General features: G+C 72.6%; 28 protein-coding genes. 7 read left to right on the plus strand and 21 right to left on the minus strand.

Features of this window, described 5'->3' with window-relative positions; all coding sequences use genetic code 11:
• Positions 1-14: 14 nt before the first annotated feature.
• The 6 genes from QSK21_RS06135 to QSK21_RS06160 form a co-directional block, all read right to left on the minus strand.
• Positions 15-482, minus strand: a complete 468-nt coding sequence (locus tag QSK21_RS06135) for a PTS mannitol transporter subunit IIA (RefSeq protein WP_285694245.1) — start codon at positions 480-482, stop codon at positions 15-17.
• A complete protein-coding gene (locus tag QSK21_RS06140; RefSeq protein ID WP_285694246.1) occupies positions 475-786 on the minus strand; it encodes a PTS lactose transporter subunit IIB in 312 nt (103 codons plus the stop codon). Before QSK21_RS06140 ends, QSK21_RS06135 begins: the two co-directional genes overlap by 8 nt.
• Positions 787-828: 42 nt before the next feature.
• Positions 829-2,052 carry a mannitol-specific PTS transporter subunit IIC gene (mtlA, locus tag QSK21_RS06145; RefSeq protein ID WP_285694247.1) on the minus strand — a complete coding sequence of 408 codons (1,224 nt, stop codon included), beginning with the start codon at positions 2,050-2,052 and terminating at the stop codon, positions 829-831.
• Positions 2,053-2,085: 33 nt separating this feature from the next.
• On the minus strand, positions 2,086-3,012 hold the full coding sequence (gene pfkB, locus QSK21_RS06150) for a 1-phosphofructokinase (protein WP_285694248.1): 927 nt from the start codon (positions 3,010-3,012) through the stop codon (positions 2,086-2,088).
• 198 nt (positions 3,013-3,210) lie between these two features.
• The gene (locus QSK21_RS36065; RefSeq protein ID WP_352231255.1) at positions 3,211-3,711 is read right to left on the minus strand and encodes an HU family DNA-binding protein; all 501 of its coding nucleotides are present in this window, start codon (positions 3,709-3,711) and stop codon (positions 3,211-3,213) included.
• Between the two features lie 96 nt (positions 3,712-3,807).
• Entirely contained in the window at positions 3,808-4,566 is a 759-nt protein-coding gene (locus QSK21_RS06160) for an IclR family transcriptional regulator (RefSeq protein ID WP_285694249.1), read from the minus strand.
• A gap of 114 nt (positions 4,567-4,680) precedes the next feature.
• Here QSK21_RS06160 and QSK21_RS06165 point away from each other — a divergent pair, with 114 nt between their 5' ends.
• The 4 genes from QSK21_RS06165 (at position 4,681) to QSK21_RS06180 (ending at position 8,377) form a co-directional block, all read left to right on the plus strand.
• Complete coding sequence (locus QSK21_RS06165; protein ID WP_285694250.1) at positions 4,681-5,472, plus strand: 2-keto-4-pentenoate hydratase; 792 nt, start codon at positions 4,681-4,683, stop codon at positions 5,470-5,472.
• Positions 5,469-6,401: an acetaldehyde dehydrogenase (acetylating) gene (locus QSK21_RS06170; protein WP_285694251.1), complete on the plus strand. Its 933-nt coding sequence runs from the start codon at positions 5,469-5,471 to the stop codon at positions 6,399-6,401. The genes QSK21_RS06165 and QSK21_RS06170 overlap by 4 nt, the downstream gene beginning before the upstream one ends.
• Positions 6,398-7,447 (plus strand): 4-hydroxy-2-oxovalerate aldolase, encoded by a 1,050-nt coding sequence (dmpG, locus tag QSK21_RS06175; protein WP_285694252.1) that lies wholly within the window; start codon positions 6,398-6,400, stop codon positions 7,445-7,447. Before QSK21_RS06170 ends, dmpG begins: the two co-directional genes overlap by 4 nt.
• A gap of 81 nt (positions 7,448-7,528) precedes the next feature.
• Positions 7,529-8,377, plus strand: a complete 849-nt coding sequence (locus QSK21_RS06180; protein WP_285694253.1) for an MOSC domain-containing protein — start codon at positions 7,529-7,531, stop codon at positions 8,375-8,377.
• A 72-nt stretch (positions 8,378-8,449) separates the two neighbouring features.
• On the opposite strand, the gene QSK21_RS06185 is transcribed toward QSK21_RS06180, so the two are convergent.
• The 11 genes from QSK21_RS06185 to QSK21_RS06235 form a co-directional block, all read right to left on the minus strand.
• On the minus strand, positions 8,450-9,271 hold the full coding sequence (locus QSK21_RS06185; protein WP_285694254.1) for a class I SAM-dependent methyltransferase: 822 nt from the start codon (positions 9,269-9,271) through the stop codon (positions 8,450-8,452).
• Positions 9,272-9,411: 140 nt separating this feature from the next.
• Positions 9,412-10,266 carry an SMP-30/gluconolactonase/LRE family protein gene (locus tag QSK21_RS06190; RefSeq protein ID WP_285694255.1) on the minus strand — a complete coding sequence of 285 codons (855 nt, stop codon included), beginning with the start codon at positions 10,264-10,266 and terminating at the stop codon, positions 9,412-9,414.
• A 63-nt stretch (positions 10,267-10,329) separates the two neighbouring features.
• A complete protein-coding gene (locus QSK21_RS06195) occupies positions 10,330-11,526 on the minus strand; it encodes an aldose epimerase family protein (RefSeq protein WP_285694257.1) in 1,197 nt (398 codons plus the stop codon).
• Positions 11,527-11,584: 58 nt separating this feature from the next.
• Positions 11,585-12,847 (minus strand): multiple monosaccharide ABC transporter permease, encoded by a 1,263-nt coding sequence (mmsB, locus tag QSK21_RS06200; RefSeq protein ID WP_285694259.1) that lies wholly within the window; start codon positions 12,845-12,847, stop codon positions 11,585-11,587.
• Positions 12,844-14,493, minus strand: coding sequence for an ATP-binding cassette domain-containing protein (locus QSK21_RS06205; protein WP_285694261.1), 1,650 nt, complete (start codon positions 14,491-14,493; stop codon positions 12,844-12,846). The genes mmsB and QSK21_RS06205 overlap by 4 nt, the downstream gene beginning before the upstream one ends.
• Positions 14,494-14,495: 2 nt before the next feature.
• Complete coding sequence (gene chvE / locus QSK21_RS06210) at positions 14,496-15,626, minus strand: multiple monosaccharide ABC transporter substrate-binding protein (RefSeq protein ID WP_285694262.1); 1,131 nt, start codon at positions 15,624-15,626, stop codon at positions 14,496-14,498.
• Complete coding sequence (locus QSK21_RS06215; RefSeq protein WP_285694264.1) at positions 15,623-16,600, minus strand: hypothetical protein; 978 nt, start codon at positions 16,598-16,600, stop codon at positions 15,623-15,625. The genes chvE and QSK21_RS06215 overlap by 4 nt, the downstream gene beginning before the upstream one ends.
• Positions 16,600-17,682 carry a zinc-dependent alcohol dehydrogenase gene (locus QSK21_RS06220; protein ID WP_285694265.1) on the minus strand — a complete coding sequence of 361 codons (1,083 nt, stop codon included), beginning with the start codon at positions 17,680-17,682 and terminating at the stop codon, positions 16,600-16,602. The genes QSK21_RS06215 and QSK21_RS06220 overlap by 1 nt, the downstream gene beginning before the upstream one ends.
• Positions 17,679-18,851 (minus strand): mandelate racemase/muconate lactonizing enzyme family protein, encoded by a 1,173-nt coding sequence (locus tag QSK21_RS06225; protein WP_285694266.1) that lies wholly within the window; start codon positions 18,849-18,851, stop codon positions 17,679-17,681. Before QSK21_RS06225 ends, QSK21_RS06220 begins: the two co-directional genes overlap by 4 nt.
• A gap of 72 nt (positions 18,852-18,923) precedes the next feature.
• The gene (locus QSK21_RS06230; RefSeq protein ID WP_285694267.1) at positions 18,924-20,003 is read right to left on the minus strand and encodes a LacI family DNA-binding transcriptional regulator; all 1,080 of its coding nucleotides are present in this window, start codon (positions 20,001-20,003) and stop codon (positions 18,924-18,926) included.
• Positions 20,004-20,154: 151 nt separating this feature from the next.
• Positions 20,155-20,601, minus strand: a complete 447-nt coding sequence (locus tag QSK21_RS06235; RefSeq protein WP_285694268.1) for a MarR family winged helix-turn-helix transcriptional regulator — start codon at positions 20,599-20,601, stop codon at positions 20,155-20,157.
• 114 nt (positions 20,602-20,715) lie between these two features.
• Here QSK21_RS06235 and QSK21_RS06240 point away from each other — a divergent pair, with 114 nt between their 5' ends.
• Entirely contained in the window at positions 20,716-21,798 is a 1,083-nt protein-coding gene (locus tag QSK21_RS06240; protein ID WP_285694269.1) for an NAD(P)/FAD-dependent oxidoreductase, read from the plus strand.
• Positions 21,799-21,894: 96 nt separating this feature from the next.
• On the opposite strand, the gene QSK21_RS06245 is transcribed toward QSK21_RS06240, so the two are convergent.
• From QSK21_RS06245 to QSK21_RS06260, 4 genes are all read right to left on the minus strand, one after another.
• Complete coding sequence (locus tag QSK21_RS06245; RefSeq protein ID WP_285694270.1) at positions 21,895-22,191, minus strand: hypothetical protein; 297 nt, start codon at positions 22,189-22,191, stop codon at positions 21,895-21,897.
• Between the two features lie 92 nt (positions 22,192-22,283).
• Positions 22,284-23,093, minus strand: a complete 810-nt coding sequence (locus tag QSK21_RS06250) for a M23 family metallopeptidase (RefSeq protein WP_285694271.1) — start codon at positions 23,091-23,093, stop codon at positions 22,284-22,286.
• A 45-nt stretch (positions 23,094-23,138) separates the two neighbouring features.
• Entirely contained in the window at positions 23,139-23,669 is a 531-nt protein-coding gene (locus tag QSK21_RS06255; protein ID WP_285694272.1) for an ArsR/SmtB family transcription factor, read from the minus strand.
• A 56-nt stretch (positions 23,670-23,725) separates the two neighbouring features.
• Entirely contained in the window at positions 23,726-24,604 is an 879-nt protein-coding gene (locus QSK21_RS06260) for a PaaX family transcriptional regulator (RefSeq protein ID WP_285694273.1), read from the minus strand.
• A 160-nt stretch (positions 24,605-24,764) separates the two neighbouring features.
• On the opposite strand from QSK21_RS06260, the gene boxC reads away from it, so the two are divergent.
• Both boxC and QSK21_RS06270 read left to right on the plus strand, forming a co-directional pair.
• A complete protein-coding gene (gene boxC / locus QSK21_RS06265) occupies positions 24,765-26,459 on the plus strand; it encodes a 2,3-epoxybenzoyl-CoA dihydrolase (protein ID WP_285694274.1) in 1,695 nt (564 codons plus the stop codon).
• A gap of 3 nt (positions 26,460-26,462) precedes the next feature.
• Positions 26,463-26,885 (plus strand): hypothetical protein (locus QSK21_RS06270; RefSeq protein WP_285694275.1); only part of this gene is annotated, 423 nt, incomplete at its 3' end.

The following is a 26,885-nucleotide window of genomic DNA, read 5'->3' on the forward strand; positions in this document are numbered from 1 at the left end:
TGTCGTCAGTGTCGTCAGTCGTCGGATGCTTCGGCGGGGGTGAGGAGCCCGGCGATCCGCTCGGCCGTGGTGGCCTCGCGCAGCGCCCGCGCCCGCGCGGGGTCGAGCAGGATCTGCGCGAGCTCGCCGAGGATCGCCATGTGCCCGTCCCCGCGCGCCGCGATGCCGATGGCGAGCGTGACCTTCGCGCCGTTCCAGTCCGCGCCCTCGGGGAAGCGCACCACGGCCAGCGCGTCGCGCAGCACCGCGTCCTTGCCCTCGGCCGTGCCGTGCGGGATGGCCACGCCCTCGGCGAGGTAGGTGGAGATCGAACGCTCGCGGTCGAGCATGCTCTGGATGTACGGCTCGGTCACCGCGCCGATCTCCACGAGCAGCCTGCCGCACTGCCGTATCGCGTCGTCCCGCCCGTCGGCGCGCGCGTCCAGCCGGACGGCGGCGGGGTCGAGCAGCGCGCCGGGCCCGGAGGCCACGCCGCTACCCACCGACCACACCGCCGTCCTTGATCGCCTTGACGACCCCGTCGATCGCGGGATCGCCGATGTAGACGTCGAACGGGACGACCACGGCGTCCGGCGCGCCCCGGCGGGCCCGCTCGGCGAGCCCGGAGTGGCAGACGACCACGTCGGCGTCCGCGGGGATGGAGCCGACCGGGGTGTGCTTGACCTCGACCTGCTGCTTCTTGAGCGCCTTGCGCAGCTGGCCGGCCAGCATGACGCTGCTGCCCATGCCCGCGTCGCAGGCGATGATGAGCTTGCGGACGTCCTTGCCTTCGATCGTGGTGCCCATGACGGGGTCCTTCCGAGGGGGTGGATGGATCCGGCGGCCCGGTCAGCGGCTCGCCGGTTGCTCTGTGGCCTTCTCAGTGTCGCCGGCACCGGTGTCCCCGGTGACCTCGGCCTTCTCCGTCCGTTCCGGCGTGCCCTCGGCGTCCTCGGCCATCCCGGTCCCGGGCTCGGCGGCCGTGCCGCCGGAGTCGTCCGCCGAGCCGTCGGACTCGTCGGCGAGCCTGCCGAAGCCCAGCAGCGCGGCGCCGACGCCGAACGTCACGGCGACCGAGGCGAGCATCCCGCCGTACACGCCGATCCAGTTGCCCACGCCGCGCGGGGTCTGGGCGAGATAGGCGAAGATGCTGCCGGGGGACGGGGTGGCGACCAGGCCGGTCCCGGTGGCCACGAAGATCGCGATCCCGGTGCCGGCGCCGGCCATGACCGCCAGGATCATCCGCGGCTTCATCAGCACGTACGGGAAGTAGATCTCGTGGATACCGCCGAAGAAGTGGATGATCGCGGCGGTCGGGGTGCTGGGACGCAGCCGGCGGGGGCCGAAGAACATGTAGGCCAGCAGCAGGCCGAGCCCGGGCCCGGGGTTGGACTCCAGCATGAACAGCACGGACTTGCCGGACTCGGCGGCCTGCTGGACGCCCAGCGGCCCGAGCACGCCGTGGTTGACGGCGTTGTTGAGGAACAGCACCTTGGCCGGCTCGATCAGCACCGAGGTCAGCGGCAGCACGTTGTTGTCGACCAGCCAGCCGACCGCGTCCTCGGCGAGATCGCTGAAGGTGCTGACGACCGGGCCGATCGCCCGGTTGCCGGCGATCGCCATCGCGGCGGCCAGGATGCCCGCGGAGAAGTTGTCCACCAGCATCTCGAAGCCGGTGCGGACCCGGTCCTCGATCAGCTTGTCGAACAGCCTCATCAGGTACGCGGCCAGCGGACCGATGATCATCGCGCCCAGGAACATCGGCACGTCCGCGCCGACCACCAGGCCCATGGTGGCCACGGCGCCGACCACCGCGCCGCGCTGGCCGTGCACCATCCGGCCGCCGGTGTAGCCGATCAGCAGCGGCAGCAGGATCTTGATCATCGGGTCGACCAGCGCGCCCAGCTCCTTGTTGGGCAGCCAGCCGGTGGGGATGAACAGGGCGGTGATGAGGCCCCAGGCGATGAACGCGCCGATGTTGGGCATCACCATCCCGGCGAGATGGCCGCCGAGGCGCTGCACGCGCGCCCGGACTCCGTCGCCGGTCGGTCGGGGGGTGTAGTCAGTGGCCATCGCGGCCTCCCGGGGTTCGGGTGGGGTACGGGATCAGGGGACGAGGGGTCGGTCGAGGTCGGGCACGGCATGGATGCGGACGAGGTCGCGGCGCAGGTCGGCGGGCCGTGGCATCCGGCTGGCGGGCAGCCGTACCGCCGCGGCGCCCCAGGCCAGCGCCTCGGCGAGGGCGCCGGCGCCACGGGCCCCTGCCGCCAGGAACCCGGCGAGCAGCGCGTCGCCCGCCCCCACCGTGCTCCTGGGCCGGTCGACCGGTGACTCGCCGGCGACGACGCCGTCGTCGTCGACCAGCACCGCGCCGTCCGCGCCCAGGCTCACCAGGACCGCGCGGGCGCCGAGCGAGCGCAGTTCGCGCGCCGCCTCCACCACGTCGGCGAGGGTGCCGACGGGGCGCCCGACGGCCTCGGCCAGCTCCTCACGGTTCGGCTTGACCAGGTCGGGGCCGGCGGGCAGGGCCGCCCGCAGCGCCGGCCCGCTGGAGTCGATCGCGACCCGGATGCCCGCCGCGGTGAGGCGGGCGCACAGATCGGCGTAGAGGTCGTCGGGGACGCCCGGAGGGAGGCTGCCGCAGCCGGCGACCCAGCCCGCCGCCACGGACTCGGCGGCGATCACCTCGGCCACCTCGGCGAGCTCGGCGGCCGACAGCCGCCCGCCGGGCTCGTTGAGCTTGGTGACCACCCCGCCGGGCTCGGCGATCGCCACGTTGGACCGGGTGTGCCCGTGCACGGGGACGGCCCGCACGGTCAGCCCCTCGTCGCTCAGCAGCCGCCGGAGCTGGTCGCCCTCCGGCCCGCCGATGGTGACGACCGCCGTGGACGGGACGCCGGCCGCGAGCAGCGCGCGGGAGACGTTGACGCCCTTGCCGCCCGGGTCGAGCCGGGCCGACCTGGTGCGGATCATCGCCCCCCTGGTCAGCCGGTCCACCTCGATCGTCCGGTCCAGGCTCGGGTTGAGCGTCACCGTGACGATCATGCGCCGCCCGTCCGGGGCACCACCGACTCCATGTTGGTTCCTTCCTGTTTTGTTTGTTTCTCCTTTGTTTACGCCCGAATACGTCCGTACGTCAACACCCGAAGGCCCGTGTGACGCGGGCGAATGGGGTGGAACGTTCCAAAATGGGGAGAAAACCGGCGGCGGGAGCCGGGTTGGGGGGAGCGGTCAGCGAGCCTTGGCGGCCTTCTTGCCGGAGCCCTTCTTGGCGGACTTCTTGGCCGCCTTCTTCGCGGCCTGCTTGGTGGTGGCCTTCTTGCCCTTCTTGGGCTTCTTCGCCTTCTTCGCCGGAACGGCCTCGGGTGTGACCTCGGGGACGACCTCGGTCACGACCGGGGCCTGGGCGACCTCGGCGGCCGCGATCTCCGCGGGGGCGGCCCCGGCGCCGCCGGACACTCCCGCGACGCGGTTCTTGAAGGTCTGCCCGAACCGGAACCTCGGCACCGCGCCCGCCGCGACCTCGATCCGCTCTCCCGTGCGCGGATTGCGGGCGGTACGGGCCGCGCGGTCGAACCGGTCGAACGTGCCGAAGCCGGTGACCAGCACGCGGTCGCCGGAGGCGACGGCGTCGACGATAGCCTCGAAGACCGCGTCCACATGGCGGCGGGCCACCGCCCTGTCGCTGCCCGCCCGCTCCGCGACGATCTCCACGAGCTCGCTTCTGTTCATCGGCCGTCCCTTCCGCCTTCACCTGCCCGCCGTGTGCAGGTCAGGCTAGACCAGGAGGACCCGCCCGGCCACCGGGACGATTCGCGGGGCCGGCGGTCAGGGTGTCCGGCCGTCGCCGCCGAGCGTCCGGGAGAGCGCGAGCGCGGCGGTGTGGACGGCCGGCGCGACGTGCCTGAGCGGCATCCGGTTGCTCCAGCCCGACACCGACAGGGCCCCGAGCACCTCCCCGCCCGGACCGAGGACGGGGCTGGCCGCGCACACCACGCCCTGCCCCGACTCCTCGTGGTCGTAGGCGACGCCCTCTTTGCGGATCACCGCCAGCTCACGCGCGAGCAGGCCGGGCGCGACCGTGCTGCGCGTGCTGAGCCGGGGCAGCTCACCGTCCAGCACGGCGCGGCTCACCTCGGGCGGGGAGAAGGCCAGGATCGCCTTGCCGACCCCGGTCGCGTGCGCGGGCAGCCGCCCGCCGACGCGGGACGGCAGCGGCGGGCCGCCGGGGGAGGCGAGGATCTCCACATAGACGACCTCGCTGCCCTCCAGCACGGCCAGGTGGACGGTCTGCCGGGTCGCCTCGCGCAGGTCGGACATGTAGGGCAGCGCCGCGTCCCGCAGCGCCCGCTGCCGGGGGACGCGCTGCCCGAGCTCGAACAGCCGCAGCCCCAGCCGTACCCCGGATCCGTGCCGTTCGAGCAGCCGCGCCTCCACCAGTGACAGCGCGATGCGGTGCACGGTGGACTTGGGCAGGCCGGTGCGGCGGGCCAGCTCCGCGACGCCGACCGCGTCCTCTTCGGCGCGGAAGGCGTCGAGGACGGACACGATGCGGCTGAGATAGGTCTCTTCGGTCGCTGCGGCCATTCCCACAGGTTAGGGGCGATATGTGATGCCGCGTCCCGTCACGTGGGACGCGATCGTTGGCTGGGGGCGTCCCCGGAGAGCAGTATTCACCCGCGGAGACCAGAAAGGACGGCCATGGACCCCGAATCGGTGGAGAAGGCGGCCGCGAGCCTGCTGGACGCCTATGCGTCGCGCGTTCCCATCAGGCCGCTGACCGAGACCGAGCCCGAGCTGTCGCTCGACGCCGCGTACGCGATCCAGCGCGCCCAGGTCGAACGGTGGGTGGCGGACGGTGCGGTGATCAAAGGCCACAAGGTCGGGCTGACCTCGGCCGCGATGCAGCGGCAGCTAGGGGTGGACCAGCCCGACTACGGGCACCTGCTGGACACCATGTTCCACACCGACGGCGCGCCCATCGACACGGGGCGGTTCCTCCAGCCCAGGATCGAGCCGGAGATCGCGTTCGTGCTGGGACGTGATCTGCGGGGCCCGGTGTCGGCCGCCGACGCGGTCGCCGCGGTCGACTTCGTGCTGCCCGCGCTGGAGATCATCGACTCCCGGATCGCCGACTGGAGGATCACCCTGCCCGACACGGTGGCCGACAACGCCTCCAGCGGCGGCCTGGTGCTCGGCACCACCCCCGTCCGTCCCGAGGGGCTGGACCTGGCGCTCACCGGCTGCCTGCTGCACCGCAACGGCGAGCTCGTCCAGACCGGCGCGGGCGGCGCGGTGCTGGGCTCGCCGCTGAACGCCCTGATCTGGCTGGCCAACGTGCTGGGGCCGATGGGCGTGACGCTGGAGGCCGGGCATGTGGTGCTGCCCGGCTCGATCACCGCGGCGATCCCGGTCACCGCCGGGGACACCGTGGTCGCCTCGTTCGCCGGCATCGGCAACGTGACCGCGCGCTTCGCGAAGGGAGCGTCATGAGCAAGCTGACCGCGGCCATCGTCGGGCCCGGCAACATCGGCACGGACCTGCTGGTCAAGCTGATGCGCAGCGACCTGATCGAGGTGCACTCCATGGTCGGGGTGGACCCGGAGTCGGACGGGCTGGCGCGCGCCAGGTCCATGGGCGTCGAGGCGTCGGCGGGCGGCGTGGACTGGCTGCTGGCCCAGGACACCCTGCCCGACCTGGTCTTCGAGGCCACCTCCGCCAAGGCGCACCTGGCCAACGCGCCCCGGTACGCCGAGGCCGGGATCCAGGCCATCGACCTCACGCCCGCCGCGGCCGGGCCGTTCGTGTGCCCGCCGGTCAACCTGGACGGCCTGGCCGGCGCCCCCAACCTCAACATGATCACCTGCGGCGGCCAGGCCACCATCCCGATCGTGCACGCGGTCGCGTCGGTGGCGCCGGTGCCGTACGCGGAGATCGTCGCGTCCATCGCGTCCCGCTCGGCCGGGCCGGGGACGCGCGCCAACATCGACGAGTTCACCCAGACCACGGCCCGCGCCATCGAGTCGGTGGGCGGCGCGGACCGGGGCAAGGCGATCATCATCCTGAACCCGGTGCACCCGCCGATGATCATGCGGGACACGGTGTTCTGCGCGATCCCGGCGGACGCCGACACCGAGGCGATCAGCGCGTCGATCCACACGATGGTGGAGCGCGTCGCCGCCTACGTCCCGGGGTACACGCTGCGCGCCGAGCCGCAGTTCGACGGGCCCCGCGACATCTGGAACGACCTGGCCCGCGTGGCGGTGTTCCTGGAGGTCCGCGGCAACGGCGACTACCTACCGCCGTGGGCCGGCAACCTCGACATCATGACCGCCGCCGCGGCGAGCGTGGGGGAGCGGCTCGCCTCGGGCCGGGTCGACGGCCGTGCCGAAGGGCGCAGGGAAGGGAAGGTGACCGCGTGAACGAGCCGGTCCGGGAGAAGGTCAGGCTGACCGACTCGACGCTGCGGGACGGCAGCCACGCCATGGCCCACCGCTTCACCGAGGGCCAGGTGCGCGGCATCGTGCACGCCCTCGACCGCGCGGGCGTGGAGGTCATCGAGGTCTCGCACGGCGACGGGCTGGGCGGCTCGTCGTTCAACTACGGGTTCTCCCTCGAGGACGAGATCAAGCTGATCGAGGCCGCCGTGGACGAGGCGGAGCAGGCCGCCATCGCCGTCCTGCTGCTGCCCGGACTCGGCACGGTCGAGGACCTCAAGCGCGCGCACGGCGCGGGCGCGTCCGTCGCGCGGATCGCCACGCACTGCACCGAGGCGGACGTGTCGGCCCAGCACTTCGCCGCGGCACGCGAGCTGGGGATGGAGACGGTCGGGTTCCTGATGCTGTCGCACCGCATCGGCCCCGCCGAGCTGGCGGCGCAGGCGCGGATCATGGTGGACGCGGGGGCGCAGTGCGTGTACGTGGTCGACTCGGCCGGCGCGCTGGTGCTGGGCGACGCGCAGGAGCGGGTCGCCGCGCTGGTCAAGGAGATCGGGCACGAGGCGCAGGTCGGCTTCCACGGGCACCAGAACCTGTCGCTGGGCGTGGCCAACTCCGTCCTGGCCGTCCAGAACGGGGCGCGCCAGATCGACGGGGCGCTGTGCGCGCTCGGAGCGGGCGCGGGCAACGCCCCGACCGAGGTCGTGGCCGCCACCTTCGACCGGATGGGCATTGCCACCGGCGTCGACATCCAGGGCGTCATGGCCGCCGCGCAGGACGTGGTGCAGCCGTTCCTGTCGCGGCTGCCGTTCGCGGACCGGTCCGCCATCACCCAGGGGTACGCGGGGGTCTACTCCAGCTTCCTGCTGCACGCCGAGCGGGCCGCCGAGCGCTACGGCGTTCCCGCGCACGCGATTCTGCAGAAGGTCGGCGAGGCCGGGTACGTGGGCGGCCAGGAAGACATGATCATCGATGTGGCGCTGCAACTGGCCGCCGAACGGGAACGGGACGGCGCCCCCACCGCGTCCTGAGCCCGGTATCTGACGAATCGGTGTCAGATACCCGCCCGCTCGCTGGCCCGCGGCGCTGGAGGGCCGTAGCGTTCCGGACCTATGGCCGTCATCGTGGAGCTGGTGTCGTATCCGATCAAGGGCTGTGCCGGCACGCCGCTGCCCCGGGCGCGGATCGGATGGGCCGGGCTCGACCACGACCGCTCCTTCATGGTCGTGGACGAGCACGGCACCTTCCGCAGCCAGCGGCGCGATCCGAGGCTCGCGCTCGTCCGGCCCGAGGTGGCCGCGGACGGACGGCGGCTGGTGCTGCGCGCGCCCGGAATGGACGCCGTGGAGATCGCGGTCGACACCACGTCCGCCCCGCGCGGGGTATCGCTGTTCCGCACCGCGTACGAAGGCGTCGACCAGGGGCCGGAGGCGGCGGCCTGGCTGTCGGAGTTCCTCGGTGCGCCCAGCTCGCTGGTCCGGGTGCCGCCGGGGCACGCCCGCGTCACCTCCGGGCTGACGCCTGGGACCAGCGGGTACGCCGACAGCGGCGCCGTCCACCTCATCTCCCGGCCGAGCCTGGACGTCCTGAACCGGCGGCTCGCGGAGGCCGGCCGCCCGGCGGTGCCGATGGAACGCTTCCGCCCCAACATCGTGGTCGACGGCTGGGAGGAGCCGCATGCCGAGGACGAGGTGCGGCGGGCCCGCGTCGGCACGGCCGAGCTGGGGTTCGCCAAGCTCGCCCTCCGCTGCGTGGTGACCACCGTCGACCAGCGGACCGGGGCCAGGGCGGGGCCCGAGCCGCTGCGGACGCTGGCCTCGTACCGGCGCGTCCCGGAGGGTCAGGTCGCGTTCGGCGCCAAGTTCGCGGTCGTGCGTCCCGGCCGGGCCGCGCTCGGGGACGAGGTGCTCGTGGACGTGTGGAGCGAGGGGACGGCGGGCCTCGCGGACGCCGTCCGGTGATCCGCGGGTGAGCGGGCGGCGGCCGTGCCCGCGGCGCCGTGCGGCGGGACGCGGGCACGTGCAGGGGCCGCCTCAGTCGTTGAAGCCCTGGATGAAGGCGAAGCGGTCGGTGTAGCTCAGCTCGTGCTCGGGGTGGCGGAGCCGGATCGTCTCGACGCCTTCCTCGATCTCCTCGGGGGAGAACGTCGACAGCACCGACATCCACTGGTTGCGCACCAGGCCGATCCACTGCTCGCGGTCGATCGTGACCGCGTACTCCTCGAAGCGGTGCTCGGTGCGCAGTCCGGCCGCGCGCATCGCCCCGGCGATGTCGGCCGGGTCGGGCTGGTTGGCGGCGAAACGGTCCAGCGCCTCGGGGAACAGCGGGTACTCCAGCCGCGGCGGCAGCGTCACGATGAGGATCCGCCCGCCCGGCGCCAGCCGGGCCGCGAGCCCCCGCAGCGTCCCCGGGATGTCCTTGACATGGTGGATCGCCTCCTTGAAGACGAAGGCGTCCACCTGGTCGTACCGGATCGGCACCTCCCCCGAGGCGATCTGCTCCGCGGTGGCGCGCACCGGGGACAGCCGGGCGTCGTCGGGGAGGAGGTCCAGCATGTGCTGGGACGGGTCCACGCAGAGGATGGGGGTCTGCGGGGACGCCGCGTCCAGCAGCTTGCTCAGGAAGAGGCCGGTGCCCGAGCCGATGTCGGCGATCCGGTCGCCCGGCGAGGGGCGCAGCCAGGACATGATGCGGTCGGCCATCCAGACGACGTACTCGGGACGGTCGGCCCAGTTGCGCTCGTAGGTCTCGGCGATTCGCTGGTAGTGCTCGTCGGTGACGTCGATGACGCGGCTTCCTTTCGGTCGGCCCCCGGCCCGCGGGCGTGATGCCGCGTCGCATCGGCCGGCGGACACTCCGGGGGGAACGGGACCTTTCAGGAGGTTTAGGAGCTTTTCGGATTGTTCCCTTCCCTGGGGGACGCCGGGGACAAACCTTCCGCTCGTCAGAGGCGCGCGAGGCGTGCGCGGGCGCGCCGGTTCGCCGTCGTCCCCTCTCAGCCGGGGAAGGCCGGGCTCGCCAGCCCACGACCGGCGTCCGGGACGACGAACAGCGAGCCCGCATGCGGCGTGCCCGATGGCGTTCCGACCGAGGCCGTTGTGACGTAGAGGTCGCGCAGATCCGTGCCGCCGAACGCGCACGCCGTGGTCCGCTCCGCGGGGATCTCCACGATCCGGTCGACCCTGCCGGACGGGGTGTGACGCACGACGCGGCCACCGCCCCACACCGCGACCCACACGCAGCCGTCCGCGTCCACGGTCAGGCCGTCCGGGCTCCCGGGAGGCGGCACATGCGCGAACGGCCGGCGGTTGCGCGGCTCGAACGTGCCGGGCTCGCAGTCGAAGACGTCCACCCGCCCGGTCGGGGTGTCGATGTAGTACATGAACCGCCGGTCGGGACTCCAGCCCAGGCCGTTGCTGATCGTCACGGCGTCCAGGACGTCCTCGACCCGCCCGTCCGGGTGGACGCGCCGCAGCCTGCCGCCGCCTTCGCCCTCGTCGTAGCGCATGGTCCCGGCCCAGAACGCGCCGTCCGGGCCGACCGCGGCGTCGTTGCCGCGCACGCCCTCCTCGGGACGCTCGGCCAGCCAGCGGAACGCGCCGTCCGGCTCGTACAGGCCCACGCCGTCGCGCAGGTTCACCACCAGCCCGCCGCCTGCGCGCGGCCTGACCGCGCCCACGTGCTGGCCCGTGCGCCAGACGACGTCGTCGGCGCCCGCGGACGGGTCGAAGGCGTGCACCTCGGCGGACAGGATGTCCACCCACAGCAGCCTTCGCGCGGCCGGATCCCACACGGGGCCCTCGCCCAGCGTCGCGCCCGCGGCGACGGCGACCTCGGGTCGGTCGGTCATCGGTCGGCTCCCGGTACGGAGAGGGAACGGCCGGGCGTCGTGCCCGGCCGTCCCGTGCGGTGGTCAGCGCGCGCTGAACGCGTAGACCGTCGTCGTGTCATAGACCTGCCCCGGCCGCAGCGTCGTGGACGGGAACCGCGGCTGGTTCGGCGAGTCGGGGAAGTGCTGCGTCTCCAGGCAGAACCCGTCGCCCTGCCGGTACGCCTTCCCGCTCGTCCCGACCAGGGTGCCGGCCAGGAAGTTGCCCGAGTAGAACTGCACCCCGGGCTCGGTGGTGTAGACGTCCATCACCCGGCCGCTGCGGGGCTCGGTGACCCGCGCCGCCCGCTCCAGGCCGCCGCCCTCGCGGTCCAGGACGTAGTTGTGGTCGTAGCCCTGCCCGATCACGATCTGCGGGTGGCCGTCCCGGATCCGCTCCCCGATGGCGTGCGGCGCGGTGAAGTCGAACGGGGTGCCCTTCACCGGGGCCAGCTCGCCGGTGGGGATCAGCGTGGCGTCGACCGGCGTGTAGCGGCGCGCGTCGATCTGCAGCCGGTGGTCGTAGACGTCGCCCGACCCCTCGCCCGCCAGGTTGAAGTAGGTGTGGTTGGTCAGGTTCACGACCGTGGGCTTGTCGGTCGTGGCGCGGTAGGCGATGCGCAGCTCGTTCTTCCGCGTGAGCGTGTAGGTGACGGTGGTGGTGAGCGTGCCGGGGTAGCCCTCCTCGCCGTCCGGGCTGGTACGGGACAGCCGCAGCGCGACGTCGCCGTTCACCCGGGCGGGCTCGGCCTTCCACACCCTCTTGTCGAAGCCCCGGTCGCCGCCGTGCAGGCTGTTGGGGCCGTTGTTGGCGGCGAGCTCGTAGGTCGTGCCGTCCAGGGTGAACCGGGCCTTGGCGATGCGGTTCCCGTAGCGGCCGATGAGCGCGCCGAAGTACGGGTTGGCCTCGGCGTAGGCGTCGCTGGTGTACCCGTCCAGCGAGCCGAAGCCGAGCGCCACGTTGCCCGCCCTTCCCCGGCGGTCGGGCACCTCCAGGCTCTGCACGATGCCGCCGTAGGTGAGCACCCGGACCCGCATGCCGCGGCCGTTGCTCAACGTGTACCGCTCGATCCGCGTGCCGTCGGCCAGGGTGCCGAACGGCTCCTTGTCGATCCGCGGCGCGCTCTCCGGGCTTCCCATGCCGGACAGCGTAGGCGCCGGGCCCGCGGAGGCCGGAATCGAGGCCGCCACTAACGCGGTGGCCAGCACGGCGGTGCCGGCCAGGGGTGGGATGAACCTCATGGTGCTCCTCTCCTAGAGGTGGAGGGTTCTGAGAGGTGGAGGATCCTTGCCGTACGGCTCAGCGCAGGAGGGGAGCGCCCGCGCGGCGTTTCGTCCAGACGTCGAAGGCGACCGCGGCCAGCAGCACGATGCCCTTGACCAGCATCACCCGCTCGCTGGGCGCGCCCACCAGCGACATCCCGTTGTTGATCACGCCCATGATCAGGCCGCCGGTGATCGCGCCGACCACCTTGCCGACCCCGCCCTGGACGGCGGCGCCGCCGATGAACGCGGCGGCGATCGCGTCCAGCTCGAAGGTGTTGCCCGCGGTCGGGCCGGCCTGGTTGAGCCGGCCGGCGAAGATGACCCCGGCCAGCGCCGACAGCACGCCCATGTTGACGAAGATCCAGAACACGATGGACCGGGCGTTCACCCCCGACAGCGTGGCCGCCTGGAGGTTGCCGCCGACCGCGTAGATGCGGCGCCCGAACACCGCCCGGTTGGTCAGCAGCGTGTACCCCAGCACCAGCGCCGCCAGCAGCACCAGCACCCAGGGCAGGTTCCGGAACCTGGCCAGTTGCACGGTCATCGCCATGATGAGCGCGGCGGCCGCGGCGATCTTCAGCAGGAACACCGGGTACGGGTCGACCGACTGCCCGTAGCCCAGGCGCGCCGCGCGGGCGCGCCACTGCGCGACCGCGAAGCCCCCGCACGCGGCGAGCCCGCACAGCAGGCTGAACAGGTCCGCGCCGCCCAGCACGCCGAGCCCGACGTTGCCCAGGTAACCGGCGGTGAAGCCGTTCGACAGCGTGCGGATCTCGCTGGGGAACGGGCCGATGCCCTGGTTGCCCAGCACGGTCAGCGTCAGCGCGCGGAACAGCAGCATCCCCGCCAGCGTGACGATGAACGACGGGATGCCGAAGTAGGCGATCCAGTAGCCCTGCCACGCCCCGATCAGCGCGCCCGCCCCCAGCGTGACCACGAGCGCCAGCGGCCAGGCCACGTCGTGGTTCACCATCAGCACCGCCGCGATCGCGCCGGTCACCGCCACCACCGAGCCCACCGACAGATCGATGTGCCCGGAGATGATCACCAGGATCATCCCGATCGCCAGGATCAGGATGTAGGAGTTCTGCACGATGATGTTGGAGATGTTCTGCGGCTGTAGCAGGTCGCCCCCGGTCAGCACCGTGAACAGGACGACGATCAGGGCGAAGGCGACGTAGATCCCGCTCTGCCGCAGGTTGAGGGACAGCCGGTAGACCGGGTCCGGCCCGGCCTTCGCCCCGCGCGGGCCGCCGCCCGGCCCGGCCTTGGCGGTCTCGGCGCTGGTCGTGCTCATGGCGCCTCCTTGCGCACGCGGCCGTTGCGGTTCAGGGTCATGTAGGTCATGAGGCGTTCCTGGGTGGCCTCGGCGCGGGGCACCTCGGCGGTGATCCGGCCGGCCGCCATCGTGTAGATCCGGTCGCACAGCCCCAGCAGCTCGGGCAGCTCGGAGGAGATCAGCAGGATGGCGGTGCCCCGCTCGGCCAGCCGGTTGACGATCGAGTAGATCTCGTACTTGGCGCCCACGTCGATGCCGCGGGTGGGTTCGTCCAGGATCAGCACCTCGGGCTCGGTGAAGATCCACTTGGCCAGCACGACCTTCTGCTGGTTGCCGCCGCTGAGCTTGCCGGTCTCGCTCAGCACGCTGGGCGCGCGGATGCCCAGGTCGCGGCGGAACCCGTCGGCGACCCGGTACTCCTCGTTCGCGTTCACCCAGCCGCGGCGGGCCAGCCTGCCCAGCCCCGCCGCCGACACGTTGCGCTTGACGTCCTCGATCAGGTTGAGGCCGTAGCGCTTGCGGTCCTCGGTGGCGTAGGCGATGCCGTGCCGGATGGCGTCCCGGACGGTGCGCGCCTCGATCGGCTTCCCGTCCTTGTAGAGCCGGCCGGAGATGCCCGTCCCGTACGAGTGGCCGAACACGCTCATCGCCAGCTCGGTGCGGCCCGCGCCCATCAGCCCCGCCAGCCCGACGATCTCGCCCCGGCGCAGCGTCAGGCCGGCGCCGTCGACCACCACCCGGCCGTGCTGGGTGGGGCTGTGCACCGTCCAGTCCTCGATGCGCAGCACCTCGTCCCCGATCCGCGGCTCGTGCGGCGGGAACCGGTGCTCCAGGTCGCGGCCCACCATCCCGGCGATGATCCGGTCCTCGGTGACCTCGCCGGACGCCTCCGACAGGTCCAGGGTCTCGATCATCCGGCCGTCCCGGAGGATGGTGACCCGGTCGGCGATGGCCAGCACCTCGTTCAGCTTGTGCGAGATGATCACGCAGGTGATGCCCTCGTCGCGGAGCCCGCGCACCAGGTCGAGCAGGTGCGCGGAGTCCTCGTCGTTGAGGGCGGCGGTCGGCTCGTCCAGGATCAGCAGCCGCACCCGCTTGGCCAGCGCCTTGGCGATCTCGACGAGCTGCTGCTTGCCCACGCCCAGGTCCGCGATCGGCGTGACCGGCGACTCGGGCAGCCCGACCCGCTCCAGCAGCCGGGCCGCCTCGTGGTTGGTGCGGTTCCAGTCGATCAGCCGCAGCACGGACCGGAGGCCCCGGCGGCCGTGCTCCCCCCGCGAGGGGTCCGGGGGGTGCGCGGGGTCGTCACGGCGTGAGCGGAACGGCCCGCGGGCCGCCTGCTCGTTGCCGAGGAAGATGTTCTCCGCGATCGACAACTGCGGGCACAGCGCCAGCTCCTGGTGGATGATGACGATCCCGCGCCGCTCACTGTCGCGGATCCCGGCGAACCGGCACGGCTCGCCGTCGAAGAGGATCTCCCCCTCGTACGAGCCGTGCGGGTACACCCCGGACAGCACCTTCATCAGCGTGGACTTGCCCGCGCCGTTCTCGCCGCAGATGGCATGGATCTCGCCGCGCCGCACCGACAGGTCGACCTGCCGCAACGCGTGCACACCCGGGAAGGACTTGGTGATCCCCAGCATCCGCAGGATGTCGCCGGTCATGGTCAGCTCAGCTGCGACTGCTTGTAGTAGCCGCTGTCCACCAGCACCCGCTGCACCGAGGACTTCTCGACGATCACCGGCTCCAGGAGCTGGGACGGGACGACCTTGACGCCGTTGTCGTAGTCCTTGGTGTTGTTCACCGTGGGCTTGCCGCCCTTGAGCACGGTGTCGACCATCTTCACGGTCTCGGCGGCCAGCTTCCGGGTGTCCTTGAAGATGGTGGAGTACTGCTCGCCCGCCAGAATCGACTTGACCGAGGCGACCTCGGCGTCCTGCCCGGTCACCACCGGGTACGCCTGGCCCGCGGTGCCGTAGCCGTTGCTCTTCAGCGCCGACAGGATGCCGATGGACAGCCCGTCATAGGGCGACAGCACGCCCTGCACCTTCGTGCCGCTGCTGTAGTACCGGGTGAGCAGGTCCTCCATGCGCTTCTGCGCGGTGGCCGCGTCCCAGCGCAGGATCGCCATGGTCTTGAAGTCGGTCTGGCCGCTGGGCACCTTCAGCGTGCCCCTGTCGATGTACGGCTTGAGCACCGACATCGCGCCGTTGTAGAAGAACGTGGCGTTGTTGTCGTCCGGGGACCCGGCGAACAGCTCGATGTTGAACGGGCCCTTGGCGCTGCCCTCGGAGCCGTCGGGGTTCTTCACCTTCAGCCCGATCAGCAGCGAGGTGGCCTGCTGCACGCCGACCTTGAAGTTGTCGAAGGTGGCGTAGTAGTCCACGTTGGGCGTCTCCCGGATCAGCCGGTCGTAGGCGATCACCGGGATCTTCTTGTCGGCGGCCTGCTGGAGCTGGCTGGTCAGCGCGGTGCCGTCGATGGAGGCCACCACCAGCGCCCGCGCGCCCTTGGTGATCTGGTTCTCGATCTGGCTGGCCTGGGTGGGGATGCTGTCCTCGGCGTACTGGAGGTCCACCTTGTAGCCGAGCTTCTCCAGACCGGCCTTGACGTTGTTGCCGTCGCTGATCCAGCGCTCGGACGACCGGGTCGGCATGGTGATGCCGATCAGCGAGCCCTTCCCGGCGGCCTGCCTGGCCTCCCGGTCGACGGTCTTCTCGCTGGAGCCGCAGGCGGTGGTGAGGGCGGCGGTCAGGACGAGGGCGGGCAGCGCAGTGGTGAGGCTCCGGAGTCTCATGGGGTTCTCCTTGGAGGGTGGGGGAGTGTGGGAAAGCGCTGAAGCGTGCCCGGGTCGCTCGACCCGGGCGGTGACATCCCCTCGTCCGCCCCGAGCCGGGCGAGGGTGTCGAGGACGAGCCGGCCGCGCCGCACCCGTTCGCGGCCCGTCTCGACGGCGGCGGTGAGCAGGTGGCGGCCCACCGGATACAGGCCGGGCACGTTGCGCAGCCCGAACTTCAGGTAGATCGGCGCGCCGCAGCGGATCAGCTCGGCCGCGTCGTAGATGCGGACGTAGCCGCCCAGGTCGTCGGGGGCCTCGACATAGAAGTCCATGGGCGCGGCGCTGAGCGCCCGGATCTCGGCGAGCTGCGCCACGGTCAGGTCGCTGGGCACGTTGACGGAGTCGGCGCCGAGCCGCTCCCAGATCGAGAACGACACCGGGTTGACCGGGCCGACCAGCGCCGACACCTTGAACCTGGTGTCGGCCGGCAGCCGCCCGGAGGCGCGGAGGCAGTGCAGCGTCCACAGGACGCCCTCGTCCGCGACGAGCAGGGAACGCACGCCGAGCGCGGTGGCGCGCTCGGCGTCCTCCACGCACTGGGCGAGCTGGTCGCGGCCACGCGCGCGCGGGCCGGACGCGCTGTACGTGCGCGCGCCCGCGCCGGGCTCCCACGTGCCGCGCGGTCCGAGGAACAGGCTGAGCTCGATGCCGCGCTCGGCGCAGCCGGCCAGCATCAGGGCGATCTCGTCGTCGGTGAGCATCCACACGCCGCTGCCCTGGCTGATGCGGTGCAGCGGGACGTCCAGGCGGGCGCTCTCGTCCAGCACCGCCTCCAGGACGGCGGGCCCCTCGCATGAGGGCAGCTCGGTGCGCCAGGCGCCGCCGTCGGGGAACCGCACCGCGGACGCGGGCGGCGGCTCGGGCCGTGCCGGGAACCCCAGCGCGTGGAGCGCGTCCTCGCCGGGAGCGCGGGGGCCGTCCGGTGAATCCATCACACCTCCCTGGTCGGGGATGTCGGGACGTCAGGGACGTCGGGGAGGTCAGGGGCGTCGGGGAGGTCGGGGAGGTCGGGGAGGTCGGGGAGAAGGAGCACCTTGCCCGCGTCGGGCGCGGCGCTCAGCTTCAGTGCCGTCTCGAAGCCGGCCAGCGGCAGCTCATGGGTGACGAGCGGGGCCGGGCGCAGCACGCCGGTGCCGAACGCGCGCACCGCGTACGCCCAGTCGGCCGGGCCGGCGCCGAAGACCGTGTGGACGGTGAGGGCCCGGGTGACCAGCAGCGTGGTGGGCACCGCGTCGGACGCGTCGCCCGTGATGCCGGTGAGCACCACCCGTCCGCCGCGGCGGGCGAGCGCGACCGCCGCGCGTGCCGTCCCGGGCCTGCCCGCGGTCTCGACGACCACGTCGAACGCGGCCTCGCCGGGCTCGCCCGGAAGGCACACGGTGGTGGCACCGGCCGCCAGCGCCGGCTCGGCCCGTCCCGGACGGGGGTCGATCGCCACCAGCAGCGACGGCGAGGCCGCGGCCAGCAGTTGCAGCGCGAGCATGCCGAGGGTGCCCGCGCCGACCACCGCCGCGGTCTCGCCGGGCCGCGGCGCCGCGTGCCGCACCGCGGCGGCGATCACCGCCGCCGGTTCCAGCAGCGCCGCCGCGCGCAGGTCCGCGTCCTCCGGCAGGACGTGCAGGAGCCGCGCGGGGACCAGCAGGTGGTCGGCGAACGCCCCGGGCCGGGTGAAGCCTGTCTCGTCGTAGCCGTTCGCGCACAGGTTGGGCGCGCCGTCCCGGCAGCGCGCGCAGCGCTGGCAGCCGCGGTACCCCTCGCCGACGACCTTCGCGCCGGTCAGGGCGGGGTCGGTGCCCTCGCCGACGGCCACGACCGTGCCCGACCACTCGTGCCCGGGGACGATCGGGTACGAGACGAACCCGGGCGGGCGCGAGCCCTCGTACAGCTCGCGGTCGCTGCCGCACAGACCGGCGGCGGCCACGCGCACCAGCGCCTCGCCGTGGCCGGGTCCGGGCACCGCGGACTCGGCCAGCCGGAACCGGCCGGGCGCCTCCACCACGACGGAACGGTTCACCTCGTCTCCTCGGGATGGCTCGGCCGTTCCTCGCGTTTGTGCCAGTCCTCGGCGAACAGGTCGAAGTCGGCCTTGCGGCGGGGGAACTCGGCGACGGCGTCCAGATCCAGCTCGACGCCCAGGCCGGGCGCCTGCGGCACGGCGAAGTAGCCGTCCACCACGGCGGGCGCGCCCTTGGCCACGCTGGTGATCCGCGCATCGGCGAAGTCGTTGAAGTGCTCCAGGATCTTGAAGTTGGGCACGCAGACGCCCAGTTGCAGCGACGCGGCGGTGAGCACGGGGCCGCCCACGTTGTGCGGCGCGAGCTGCACGTAGTACGTCTCCGCGGTGGCGGCCAGCTTGCGGGTCTCGGCGATCCCGCCCAGGTGCCCCACGTCCGGCTGGACGATGTCGGCGGCCTGGAGCTCCAGCAGCTCGCGGAACTCGATCCGGTCGTGGATCCGCTCGCCGGTGGCGATCGGCAGCCCGGTGTGCGCGGAGACCTTCGCCAGCGCCTTCAGGTTCTCCGGCGGGCACGGCTCCTCCAGCCACGCCGGGTCGTACGGCTCCAGCAGCCGGGCCAGCCGGATCGCGGTGGCGGGGGAGAAGCGGCCGTGCATCTCCACCAGCAGCTCGCACTCGGGGCCGATGGCGTCCCGCACGGCCTCCACCAGCGCGATCGACCGGACCGTCTCGTCGTGGTCGAGCTCCATCCGGCCCGCGCCGAACGGGTCGAGCTTCAGCGCCCGGTACCCGCGCTCCACCACCCGCCGCGCCGCCGCGTGGAACTCCTCCGGGGTGCGGTCGACGGTGTACCAGCCGTTGGCGTACGCCTTCACGCGGTCGCGCACCCGCCCGCCCAGCAGCCGCCACACCGGCTGGCCCAGGGCCTTGCCGAGGATGTCCCAGCAGGCCATCTCCACGCACGCGATGCCGGACATCACGATCTCGCCGGCCCGGCCGAAATCGCCGTACTTCATCCGGCGGACCAGGTCCTCGATGTCGAAGGGGTCGCTGCCGAGGACGTGCCGGCGCGCGGCCTCGTTCAGGTAGCCCAGCAGGGCGTCGGTGTGCCCGAGCATGCGGGCCTCGCCGACACCGCTGAGGCCCTCGTCGGTGTGCACGGTGACGTAGGTGAGGTTGCGCCACGGCGTCCCCACCACGTGGGTGTCGATGCTCGCGATCCGCATGACTAGCGAGCGCTTGCTACTGGTAGCGCTAACATCGTCGCCATCGTGGACTCCTCCAGGGTGTGTCGGCGTTCAGCGGGATGCTCTGACGGCCGTGCTCTCCCTCACGACCAGCTCGGGCTCCACGGTGCGGCGCGGGGAGCCGCCGGACCCGGCGATGCGGTCCATCAGGAGCTGGAAGGCGTGCCGCCCCACCTCGCCGAACGGCTGCCGGACGCTGGTCAGCGGGGGTGCGAAGTACGGCGCCTCGGGAACGTCGTCGAAGCCGGCCACGCTCACCTCCTCCGGGACGCGCCGGCCCGCCTCGCGCAGCGCGCGCAGCAGGCCGAGCGCCATCGGGTCGTTCGCGGCGAACACCGCCGTCACCCGCGGGTCGGCGGCCAGCAGCCGGCCCTGCTCGTAGCCTGACCTTGCGCTCCAGTCGCCGGGCAGCGGGTCGGGCGCCTCGCGCCCGGCGTCGCGCAGCACCGCGCGCCAGCCCTCGACGCGCTCGCTGGCGTCGATCCAGTCGCCGGGCCCCGCGATGTGCCAGACCGTCTCGTGGCCCAGGCTGAGCAGGTGCCGGGTGACCTTGGCCCCGCCCGCGCGGTGGTCGACGGCCGCCACCGGCACCGGCAGGTCGTCGCCCGCGCCGATCACCACGAGGGGGAAGCCGGGCGGGAGCCCGCGCAGGCCCTCGGCCGCGGAACGGTGCGGGGCGATCACCACGATGCCGTCCACCGACTGGGAGCGCAGCCGCTCCACGGCGTCCTGGATGGAGCGCCGGGTCAGCCGGCTCACGCTGGCGATGCTCACCATGTGCTCGGCGTCGCGGGCGGCGCGCTCGATCCCGTACAGCGTGGATGCCGGCCCGTACAGCGTGGTGTCGAACGAGACCACGCCCAGCACCCGGGAACGGCCGGTGACCAGGACGCGGGCGGCGGAGTTCGGGCGGTAGTCCAGTTCGCGCATCGCCGCCAGCACCCGGTCGCGGGTCTGCGGCCGGACCTTCTCCGGCGAGTTGAGCACCCGGGACACCGTCATCGCCGAGACCCCGGCCAGCAGCGCGACGTCCTCCATCACGGCGGCGCGGGTCCGCCCGGCCGGAGGGACGGACGGGCCGCCGCCATCGGACGGGCCGGACGGGCGGGACGGGCCGGGGGGATCGCCCATGCTGTGATCTCCTGCACACCGGGGGTCGGTGGCCCGATGTTTGCGCTAACGCGGACGGCTGTCAATACCCCCGACCAAAGCGGTGATAGCGCGAACATTCCACCCCTGGTGAGGGGCCGGACCACACGCAGGGGCCACGGGGCCGCCGCGGCTACGGGGGCGGGGGGAGCGCCCGCAGGATCGTGGCCACCAGGCCGTCACGCTCGGCGGGAGCGAGGTCGGCGGCGAGCCGTTCGAGGCGTTGGTTCACGGCCTCGTGCGTCTCGCAGGCGAGCCGCGACCCCTCGTCGGTCAGCGCGACCCGGTAGGCGCGGCGGTCGCGGTCGTCGCGGACGCGGGCGACCAGGCCGCGCCGCTCGACCCGGTCGACCAGCCCGGTCACGCTCGACTTCTCCAGGTGGAGCCGCCTGCTCAGGTCGGCCATCCCGATCGGGCCGTCGACCAGATGGCACAGCACGTGCGCCTGCTGCGGCGTCAGCCCGCGCTCGCGCCCGACCTCGCCGAACACCTGCTCGACATGCTGCGTGAGCCGGATCAGCGCCGTGGTGAACGCGGTGCCGGCGGTGGTCGCCTGCGGGGTCGTGTGCGCACGGGTCATGAGGTCGGCCTCCCCCGTCAGCATAGTTGACGTTGGTTGGTGGTGCGAACTAAGTTGGTTCGCTGTACGAACATTACGTATTACGAACAGTGCGTACCGCGAATCGGAGGGACCATGACCGCGAAGATCGCCGTCGTCGGCGGCGGATACGGAGGGACCGCCGTCGCCAAGGCCCTCGACGAGGAGGCCGACGTCGTCCTCATCGAGCCCCGCGACGCGTTCGTGCACAACGTGGCCGCGTTGCGCGCCCTGGTGGACCCGTCCTGGACGGACGAGATCTTCTTCCCCTACGACGGCCTGCTGAAGAGGGGCATCGTGGTCCGCGACCGGGCGGCGCGCGCGGACGAGTCGGGCGTCACGCTCGGGTCGGGGGAGCGGATCGAGGCGGACTACCTCGTTCTGGCGACGGGTTCGGGCTACCCCTTCCCGGCCAAGGTCGATGTCGACGACAGCGCGGCGGCCAAGGCCGCCCTCCGCGCCACTCGCGACGCGCTGACGGGCGCGGAGCGCGTTCTGCTGCTCGGCGCCGGACCCACCGGGCTGGAACTGGCGGGCGAGATCAAGGCGATGTGGCCGGGCAAGGCCGTGACGATCGTCGATCCGGCCGAGGACGTCGTCACCGGCGACTACCCGGACGAGTTCCGTGCCGAGCTGCGCGCCCAGCTCGACGCGATGGGCGTCGAGCTGCTCCTCGGCACGTCCCTGCGCGAGGCGCCGCCGACCACGCCGGGCAGGGCGGAGACGTTCACCGCCGTGACGCGGTCGGGCCGGAAGGTGACCGCCGACATCTGGTTCCGCTGCTACGGGGTCGTGCCCAACAGCGGCTACCTCGCGGGCGGGCTGGCCGGGTCCCGGCGTCCCGACGGGCAGGTCGAGGTCGGCCCCGACCTCTGCCTGCCCGGCCGGCCTCGGGTGTTCGCCATCGGCGACCTCGCCGCGCTCCCGGAGGCCAAGAGGGCGGGCGCCGCCGGGCGGCACGCCGAGGTCGTCGCCCAGAACATCCGTGCCCTCATCGCGGGCGGCGACCCGGTGGCGACCTACGCGCCTTCGCCGCCGGGGATCGCCCTGCCGCTCGGCCCGTCCGGGGGCGCCTCGTACTGGGCCGACGACGGCGTCTTGGGCGCCGAGAAGACCTCCGAGATCAAGGGGGCGCACCTTATGACCGGCCGCTTCCGGGATCTGTTCGGGCTGAGCTGAGGGACGGCTGAGCTGGGCACTCGGGCGCGGGCCCGGCGGCCAGGGCGCCGTGTGCGCCCTGGCCGTTCGTCGCCTCGCCTTCAGGCGAATTGGGCCTCAGCGCACGGGCACGGTCTCGCGCGGGCGTCCGCCGGCCCTTTGCGAGGTGCTCCCCCGCCGGATGCGCATGCCCAGCTCGCGCGCCTGCTCCTCCAGCCGCATCGCGCACCCGACGGTCAGCAGCGTCGGGGCCCACAGGCCGATGAAGATGCCCCAGCGGTCCGCGCGCTCGACGCCCTTCTGCTCCAGGTTCTGCGACATCGCCCAGGCCGCCACGGACGCGCCGACGGACGCCAGGCCCATCGTGTACATGGCATTCGACTTGAGGCCCGTCTTGCGCAGCATGCCCAGCATGTGCCCCCCCTTGGTCCGATGGTGCTGTGCCTGGCGTTCCCGTGCCGCGGCGGCCTAGCGCCATACGAAGACCAAGGTTGATCGTGTTCGGGTCAGCCCGTCCCCACGGTGTTGAAGGGACGGGTGCCGCCGGGCACGCCGGTGCGCGGCACGCCGTCCTGCAAATACTCGATCGTGAACGGGATCCCGCTGGCGGTGAGGTGCCGCGGGCCGTTCATGAGGTGGAAGTGCAGGTGCGGCTCGGAGCTGTTGCCGGAGTTGCCGACCTCGCCGAGCAGGTCACCGGCCTTGACGCGGTCGCCTCGCCGCACGCGCAGCGAGCCGCGCCGCAGGTGCGCGAACACCGCGTGGACGCCGTCGCCCAGGTCGAGCACGACATGGTTGCCGAGGACGAACCGTCCCGCGGACAGGGTGAGCATCGACAGGACCGAGCGGAAGATGACGCCCTCGACCATCAGGTAGGCCAGGCCGGGCCAGGAGTTGCGGCTCCAGTGGTCGCGCTGCCACCCGCTGACCTGGACCACCACGCCGTCGGCGGGCGCGGTGACGGGCTGCCCGAACGCGGGAAAGGTCTCGGGCCGCGCCGCGAGCGGGTAGCGCACCACCGGCCTCCATTCCGACCGTGGGTCGGGCGCGTACACCAGGTCGATGGCGTAGGTCTGGCCCAGCTCGTGCGTGCCGTGGCTGGGCACCCTGTCGGCGGGGCTGTTCACCGGCACCCACCGCCCGCTGACGGGGCTGCGGACGGGGACGGGCGCGCGGTCGGACGCCTCGCTGCGCACGAAGAACAGCACGAGGCCGAGCGCGATCAGGGCCAGGCCCGCGCGCCCGGCCCAGTCCGAGCCGTGCAGCCTCTCGGTGAGCCCCAGCACGATGCCGAGGACGACGAGCGGCATTCTCATCCATGCGATCTTTCGGAGCACGACTGTCCTCCCGTTCCGGGTCGGTCAGCGGCGGGTGGCCGCCAGGATGGTCAGGATCGGCACCACCCGTTCGCCGGGCACCGCGTACCGGCCGCGCGCCGTGGTACGGAGCCAGCCGGCCGCGACGAGCTGGCGGAGGTGATGGTAGAGCTGCCCGGTCGTGCCGAGCCGTTCGTCGGCGGCCAGCTCGGCGGTGCCGTGCGCGCCGCACAGGATCTCCCGCAGGAGCATGAGCCGTACCGGATGGGCCAGGGCGGAGAGCGCGTCGGCGGCCTGCGACCAGTCGTCGGCCACCAGCTCGGACGAGGCGTGACCCTGCTGCCATTCGTAGTGCTCGCCGTCCGGGAGGGTCACGCTCCCGGTGAACAGGACCGCGTCGCCCACCCGTTCCTTCAGGGCGCGCAGGGCCCAGAACACCTCGCCCGGGTCGTCCTCGCCTCCCTCCGTGCCCACGACGTGCGCACGGGAGGCCCGGTCCGAGCCCTCCAAGCGGGCCACGCGCTCTTCCAGCCGGGTGAGGCGCTCGGCCAGATCGCTCTCCTCGCTCCCCGTCACGATTCCATTATTACGTAGAAACGTAATAATGCCAAAGTGCCAGCGGATCAGCCCGGCTAGCGCCCGGCCATGACCTTCCATTGGCGGTCGGCGGCCGGGCGCCACGCGTCGTGCCGCCGGTGGAAGAGCTCGAACGCGCGCGCTCCGCTCCACCCCTCCGGCAGCAGCTCCTCGGGCAGGCCCGGATCGAGGAACGGGAACCGGCGCCATTCCTGGACGAGCCGGGTGTGGGCGGCGAAGGTCTCGGCGTCGCCGACGGGACGAAGCGCGTGCACGGCGTCCAGGAAGTCCTCGTAGGCGGGTTCGATCGCGTCCAGGTCCCATGCCTGCCGCGCGACCCGCCGCGCTTCGGACAGATCGCCGAGGCGGCCCACGAAGATGGTCGCGGTGGCGGCCAAGCCGATCTCCCGCAGCACCTCCCGTACCTCTTGCTCCCGCTCGGGATGCGGGGTGATCCACACGCCGGGGGAGAGGTTGCCCAGCCCGTTCCACGCGAGCCTGGTGCGCAGCAGGTGCCGCATCCTGCGGTCGCTCTCCGGGACGGAGGCCAGCACCATGAGCCACTGCCCGTCCCAGCGGGTCATGGGCCTGCCGAAGCCGTAGATCCGCTCGGTGCCGTCGGTGAGCAGCCCGCGGCCGGACGGCGTCAGCGCCCAGGACGTGCGGCGCCCGTGCCGGGTCCCGGCCAGCCACCCCTCGGAGGCGCTGCGCGCGAGCGCCTGCCTGACGGCCTTCTCCTCCACCCCGAGCAGCCCCAGCGCCTCCAGGAACGTGGCCGTCCACACCGGGCGCCCGGCCGGCAGCACGAACTCGCCCAGCACGGTCAGCAGCAGTGACCGCGCGCTGGCGGCGCCCAGCTCCCGGCGGCGCCGGAACCCCGGCTCGGCCCGCGCCGCGTAGGCGGCCGCCGCCGACGGCCCGCCGGTCGCGGACATGACACCCCCCTCACCTGCGGTTTCGCCTGGTCGGCCCCAATCATTCCACAGAGCCATGGACGGGCGTCCTCGCGATGTAGACCGTGAAATGCTACAAAGTCTTGACGACCGAAGCGTTATGTGTGGAGCATGGGTGGAGACCGCCGGGAGGGACCCCGTCATGAGCACCGTCATGAGCACCCCCGAGAGCGGGACCGGCCACGTCGACTTCCGGGCCGACCCGTCCGGGTACCGCCACTGGCGGCTCGCTGTGGACGGCCGCATCGCGACCCTCACCATGGACGTCGACGAGCAGGGCGGCCTGGTGCCCGGGTACGAGCTGAAGCTGAACTCCTATGACCTGGGCGTGGACATCGAGCTGTACGACGCGGTGCAGCGGCTGCGGTTCGAGCATCCCGAGGTGCGGACGGTGGTGGTGACCAGCGGCAAGGAGAAGATCTTCTGCGCGGGCGCGAACATCCGGATGCTGGCCGCGTCGCCGCACGAGTGGAAGGTGAACTTCTGCAAGTTCACCAACGAGACCCGTAACGGGATCGAGGACGCGACCGCGAACTCGGGGCAGACCTACCTGGCCGCGTTGAACGGCACGGCGTCGGGCGGTGGCTACGAGCTGGCGCTGGCGTGTGAGCACATCATGCTGGTGGACGACCGCTCGTCGGCGGTGTCGCTGCCGGAGCTGCCGCTGCTCGGAGTGCTGCCGGGCACGGGCGGCCTGACCCGCGTGACGGACAAGCGGCATGTGCGGCGTGACGTGGCCGACTACTTCGCCACCAGGGCCGAGGGCGTCGGCGGCAAGAAGGCGGTGGCCTGGCGGCTGGTGGACGAGGTCGTGCCGCGCACCTCGTGGGAGGAACGGGTCGCCGAGCGCGCCGCGGAGCTGGCCGCGCGCTCGTCCCGTCCCGAGGACGCGCAGGGGATCAGGCTGACGCCGCTGGAGAAGGTCCGCACCGCCACCGAGATCACCTACAGGCACGTGTCGGCGCGGCTCGACCGGACCGCCCGCACCGCGGAGATCACCGTCCGCGGACCCGAGACCGACCCGCCCGCCGGCGCCGACGGGATCCACCGGCAGGGCGCGGACTTCTGGACGCTCGCGGTCACCCGTGAACTGGACGACCTGATCCTGGACCTGCGCACCAACGAGACCGAGCTGGGCACCTGGGTGTTCCGCACGTCCGGGGACGCGGGGCGGGTGCTCGCCTACGACCGGCTGCTGCTGGACAACGCCGACGACTGGCTGGCCAACGAGATCGTCCTGTACCTCAAGCGGACGCTCAAGCGCCTCGACGTCACCAGCCGCAGCCTGATCGCGCTGATCGAGCCCGGAAGCTGTTTCGCCGGGTCGCTGCTGGAGCTGGCGCTGGCCGCCGACCGTTCCTTCCACCTGGCCGGGGTGTTCGAGGAGATCGATCCGGACGCCGAGCCGGCCGCGATCACCGTGGGGCCGATGAACCTCGGGCCGCTGCCGATGGGCAACGACCTGCCCCGGCTGGCCACCCGCTTCCACGGCGACCCCGGCGCGCTGGCGGCCGTGCGCGACCTGGCCGGCAAGGCCCTGGAGGCCGAGGACGCCGAGCGGCTCGGCCTGGTCACCTTCGCGCCCGACGACATCGACTGGGAGGAGGAGGTCCGGATCGGGATCGAGGAGCGGGCCGGGTTCTCCCCGGACGCGCTCACCGGCCTGGAGGCCAACTACCGGTTCGCCGGCCCGGAGACGTTGGAGACCAAGATCTTCGGGCGGCTCACCGCCTGGCAGAACTGGATCTTCACCCGGCCCAACGCCTCGGGCCCCGACGGCGCGCTGCGCCGCTACGGCACCGGACGCCGCGCCGACTTCGACCGAAAGCGAGTCTGAACCATGCCCACCACCGCCGACTACGGCGAAAAGATCCCCAACAACGTCGGGCTGAGCGAGGACCGGAGGTTGCAGCGGGCGCTGGAGTCCTGGCAGCCCAACTTCCTGTCCTGGTGGGAGACGATGGGGCCGTCCCTGCCCACCCGGGACGTCTACCTGCGCACCGCGGTCAACGTGGGTCGCGAGGGCTGGGCGCATTTCGGGCATGTGGCGATGCGCGACTACCGGTGGGGCATCTTCCTGGCCGAACGCGATCCCGACCGGCGCATCGCCTTCGGGGCCCACAAGGGCGAGCCCGCCTGGCAGAAGGTGCCCGGCGAGTACCGTGCCGACCTTCAGCGCCTCATCGTGATCCAGGGTGACACCGAGCCGGCGTCGGTCGAGCAGCAGCGTAACCTGGGCGCCACCGCGCCCAGCCTGTACGAC

Origin of the sequence: Actinomadura sp. NBRC 104412, assembly GCF_030269515.1 — a bacterium.
Taxonomy (GTDB): domain Bacteria; phylum Actinomycetota; class Actinomycetes; order Streptosporangiales; family Streptosporangiaceae; genus Spirillospora.

What these genes read in the sequence shown, in the direction of transcription:
- QSK21_RS06230 (WP_285694267.1), bottom strand. Translation starts at nt 20,003, where the DNA reads ATGGGCGATCCCCCCGGCCCGTCCCGCCCGTCCGGCCCGTCCGATGGC.
- QSK21_RS06195 (WP_285694257.1), bottom strand. Translation starts at nt 11,526, where the DNA reads ATGAGGTTCATCCCACCCCTGGCCGGCACCGCCGTGCTGGCCACCGCG.
- QSK21_RS06190 (WP_285694255.1), bottom strand. Translation starts at nt 10,266, where the DNA reads ATGACCGACCGACCCGAGGTCGCCGTCGCCGCGGGCGCGACGCTGGGC.
- QSK21_RS06165 (WP_285694250.1), top strand. Translation starts at nt 4,681, where the DNA reads ATGGACCCCGAATCGGTGGAGAAGGCGGCCGCGAGCCTGCTGGACGCC.
- boxC (WP_285694274.1), top strand. Translation starts at nt 24,765, where the DNA reads ATGAGCACCGTCATGAGCACCCCCGAGAGCGGGACCGGCCACGTCGAC.
- QSK21_RS06260 (WP_285694273.1), bottom strand. Translation starts at nt 24,604, where the DNA reads ATGTCCGCGACCGGCGGGCCGTCGGCGGCGGCCGCCTACGCGGCGCGG.
- QSK21_RS06205 (WP_285694261.1), bottom strand. Translation starts at nt 14,493, where the DNA reads ATGACCGGCGACATCCTGCGGATGCTGGGGATCACCAAGTCCTTCCCG.
- QSK21_RS06250 (WP_285694271.1), bottom strand. Translation starts at nt 23,093, where the DNA reads ATGAGAATGCCGCTCGTCGTCCTCGGCATCGTGCTGGGGCTCACCGAG.
- QSK21_RS06215 (WP_285694264.1), bottom strand. Translation starts at nt 16,600, where the DNA reads ATGGATTCACCGGACGGCCCCCGCGCTCCCGGCGAGGACGCGCTCCAC.
- mtlA (WP_285694247.1), bottom strand. Translation starts at nt 2,052, where the DNA reads ATGGCCACTGACTACACCCCCCGACCGACCGGCGACGGAGTCCGGGCG.
- QSK21_RS06160 (WP_285694249.1), bottom strand. Translation starts at nt 4,566, where the DNA reads ATGGCCGCAGCGACCGAAGAGACCTATCTCAGCCGCATCGTGTCCGTC.
- QSK21_RS06170 (WP_285694251.1), top strand. Translation starts at nt 5,469, where the DNA reads ATGAGCAAGCTGACCGCGGCCATCGTCGGGCCCGGCAACATCGGCACG.
- chvE (WP_285694262.1), bottom strand. Translation starts at nt 15,626, where the DNA reads ATGAGACTCCGGAGCCTCACCACTGCGCTGCCCGCCCTCGTCCTGACC.
- QSK21_RS06180 (WP_285694253.1), top strand. Translation starts at nt 7,529, where the DNA reads ATGGCCGTCATCGTGGAGCTGGTGTCGTATCCGATCAAGGGCTGTGCC.
- QSK21_RS06235 (WP_285694268.1), bottom strand. Translation starts at nt 20,601, where the DNA reads ATGACCCGTGCGCACACGACCCCGCAGGCGACCACCGCCGGCACCGCG.
- QSK21_RS06240 (WP_285694269.1), top strand. Translation starts at nt 20,716, where the DNA reads ATGACCGCGAAGATCGCCGTCGTCGGCGGCGGATACGGAGGGACCGCC.
- QSK21_RS06225 (WP_285694266.1), bottom strand. Translation starts at nt 18,851, where the DNA reads ATGCGGATCGCGAGCATCGACACCCACGTGGTGGGGACGCCGTGGCGC.
- QSK21_RS06245 (WP_285694270.1), bottom strand. Translation starts at nt 22,191, where the DNA reads ATGCTGGGCATGCTGCGCAAGACGGGCCTCAAGTCGAATGCCATGTAC.
- QSK21_RS36065 (WP_352231255.1), bottom strand. Translation starts at nt 3,711, where the DNA reads ATGAACAGAAGCGAGCTCGTGGAGATCGTCGCGGAGCGGGCGGGCAGC.
- QSK21_RS06140 (WP_285694246.1), bottom strand. Translation starts at nt 786, where the DNA reads ATGGGCACCACGATCGAAGGCAAGGACGTCCGCAAGCTCATCATCGCC.
- mmsB (WP_285694259.1), bottom strand. Translation starts at nt 12,847, where the DNA reads ATGAGCACGACCAGCGCCGAGACCGCCAAGGCCGGGCCGGGCGGCGGC.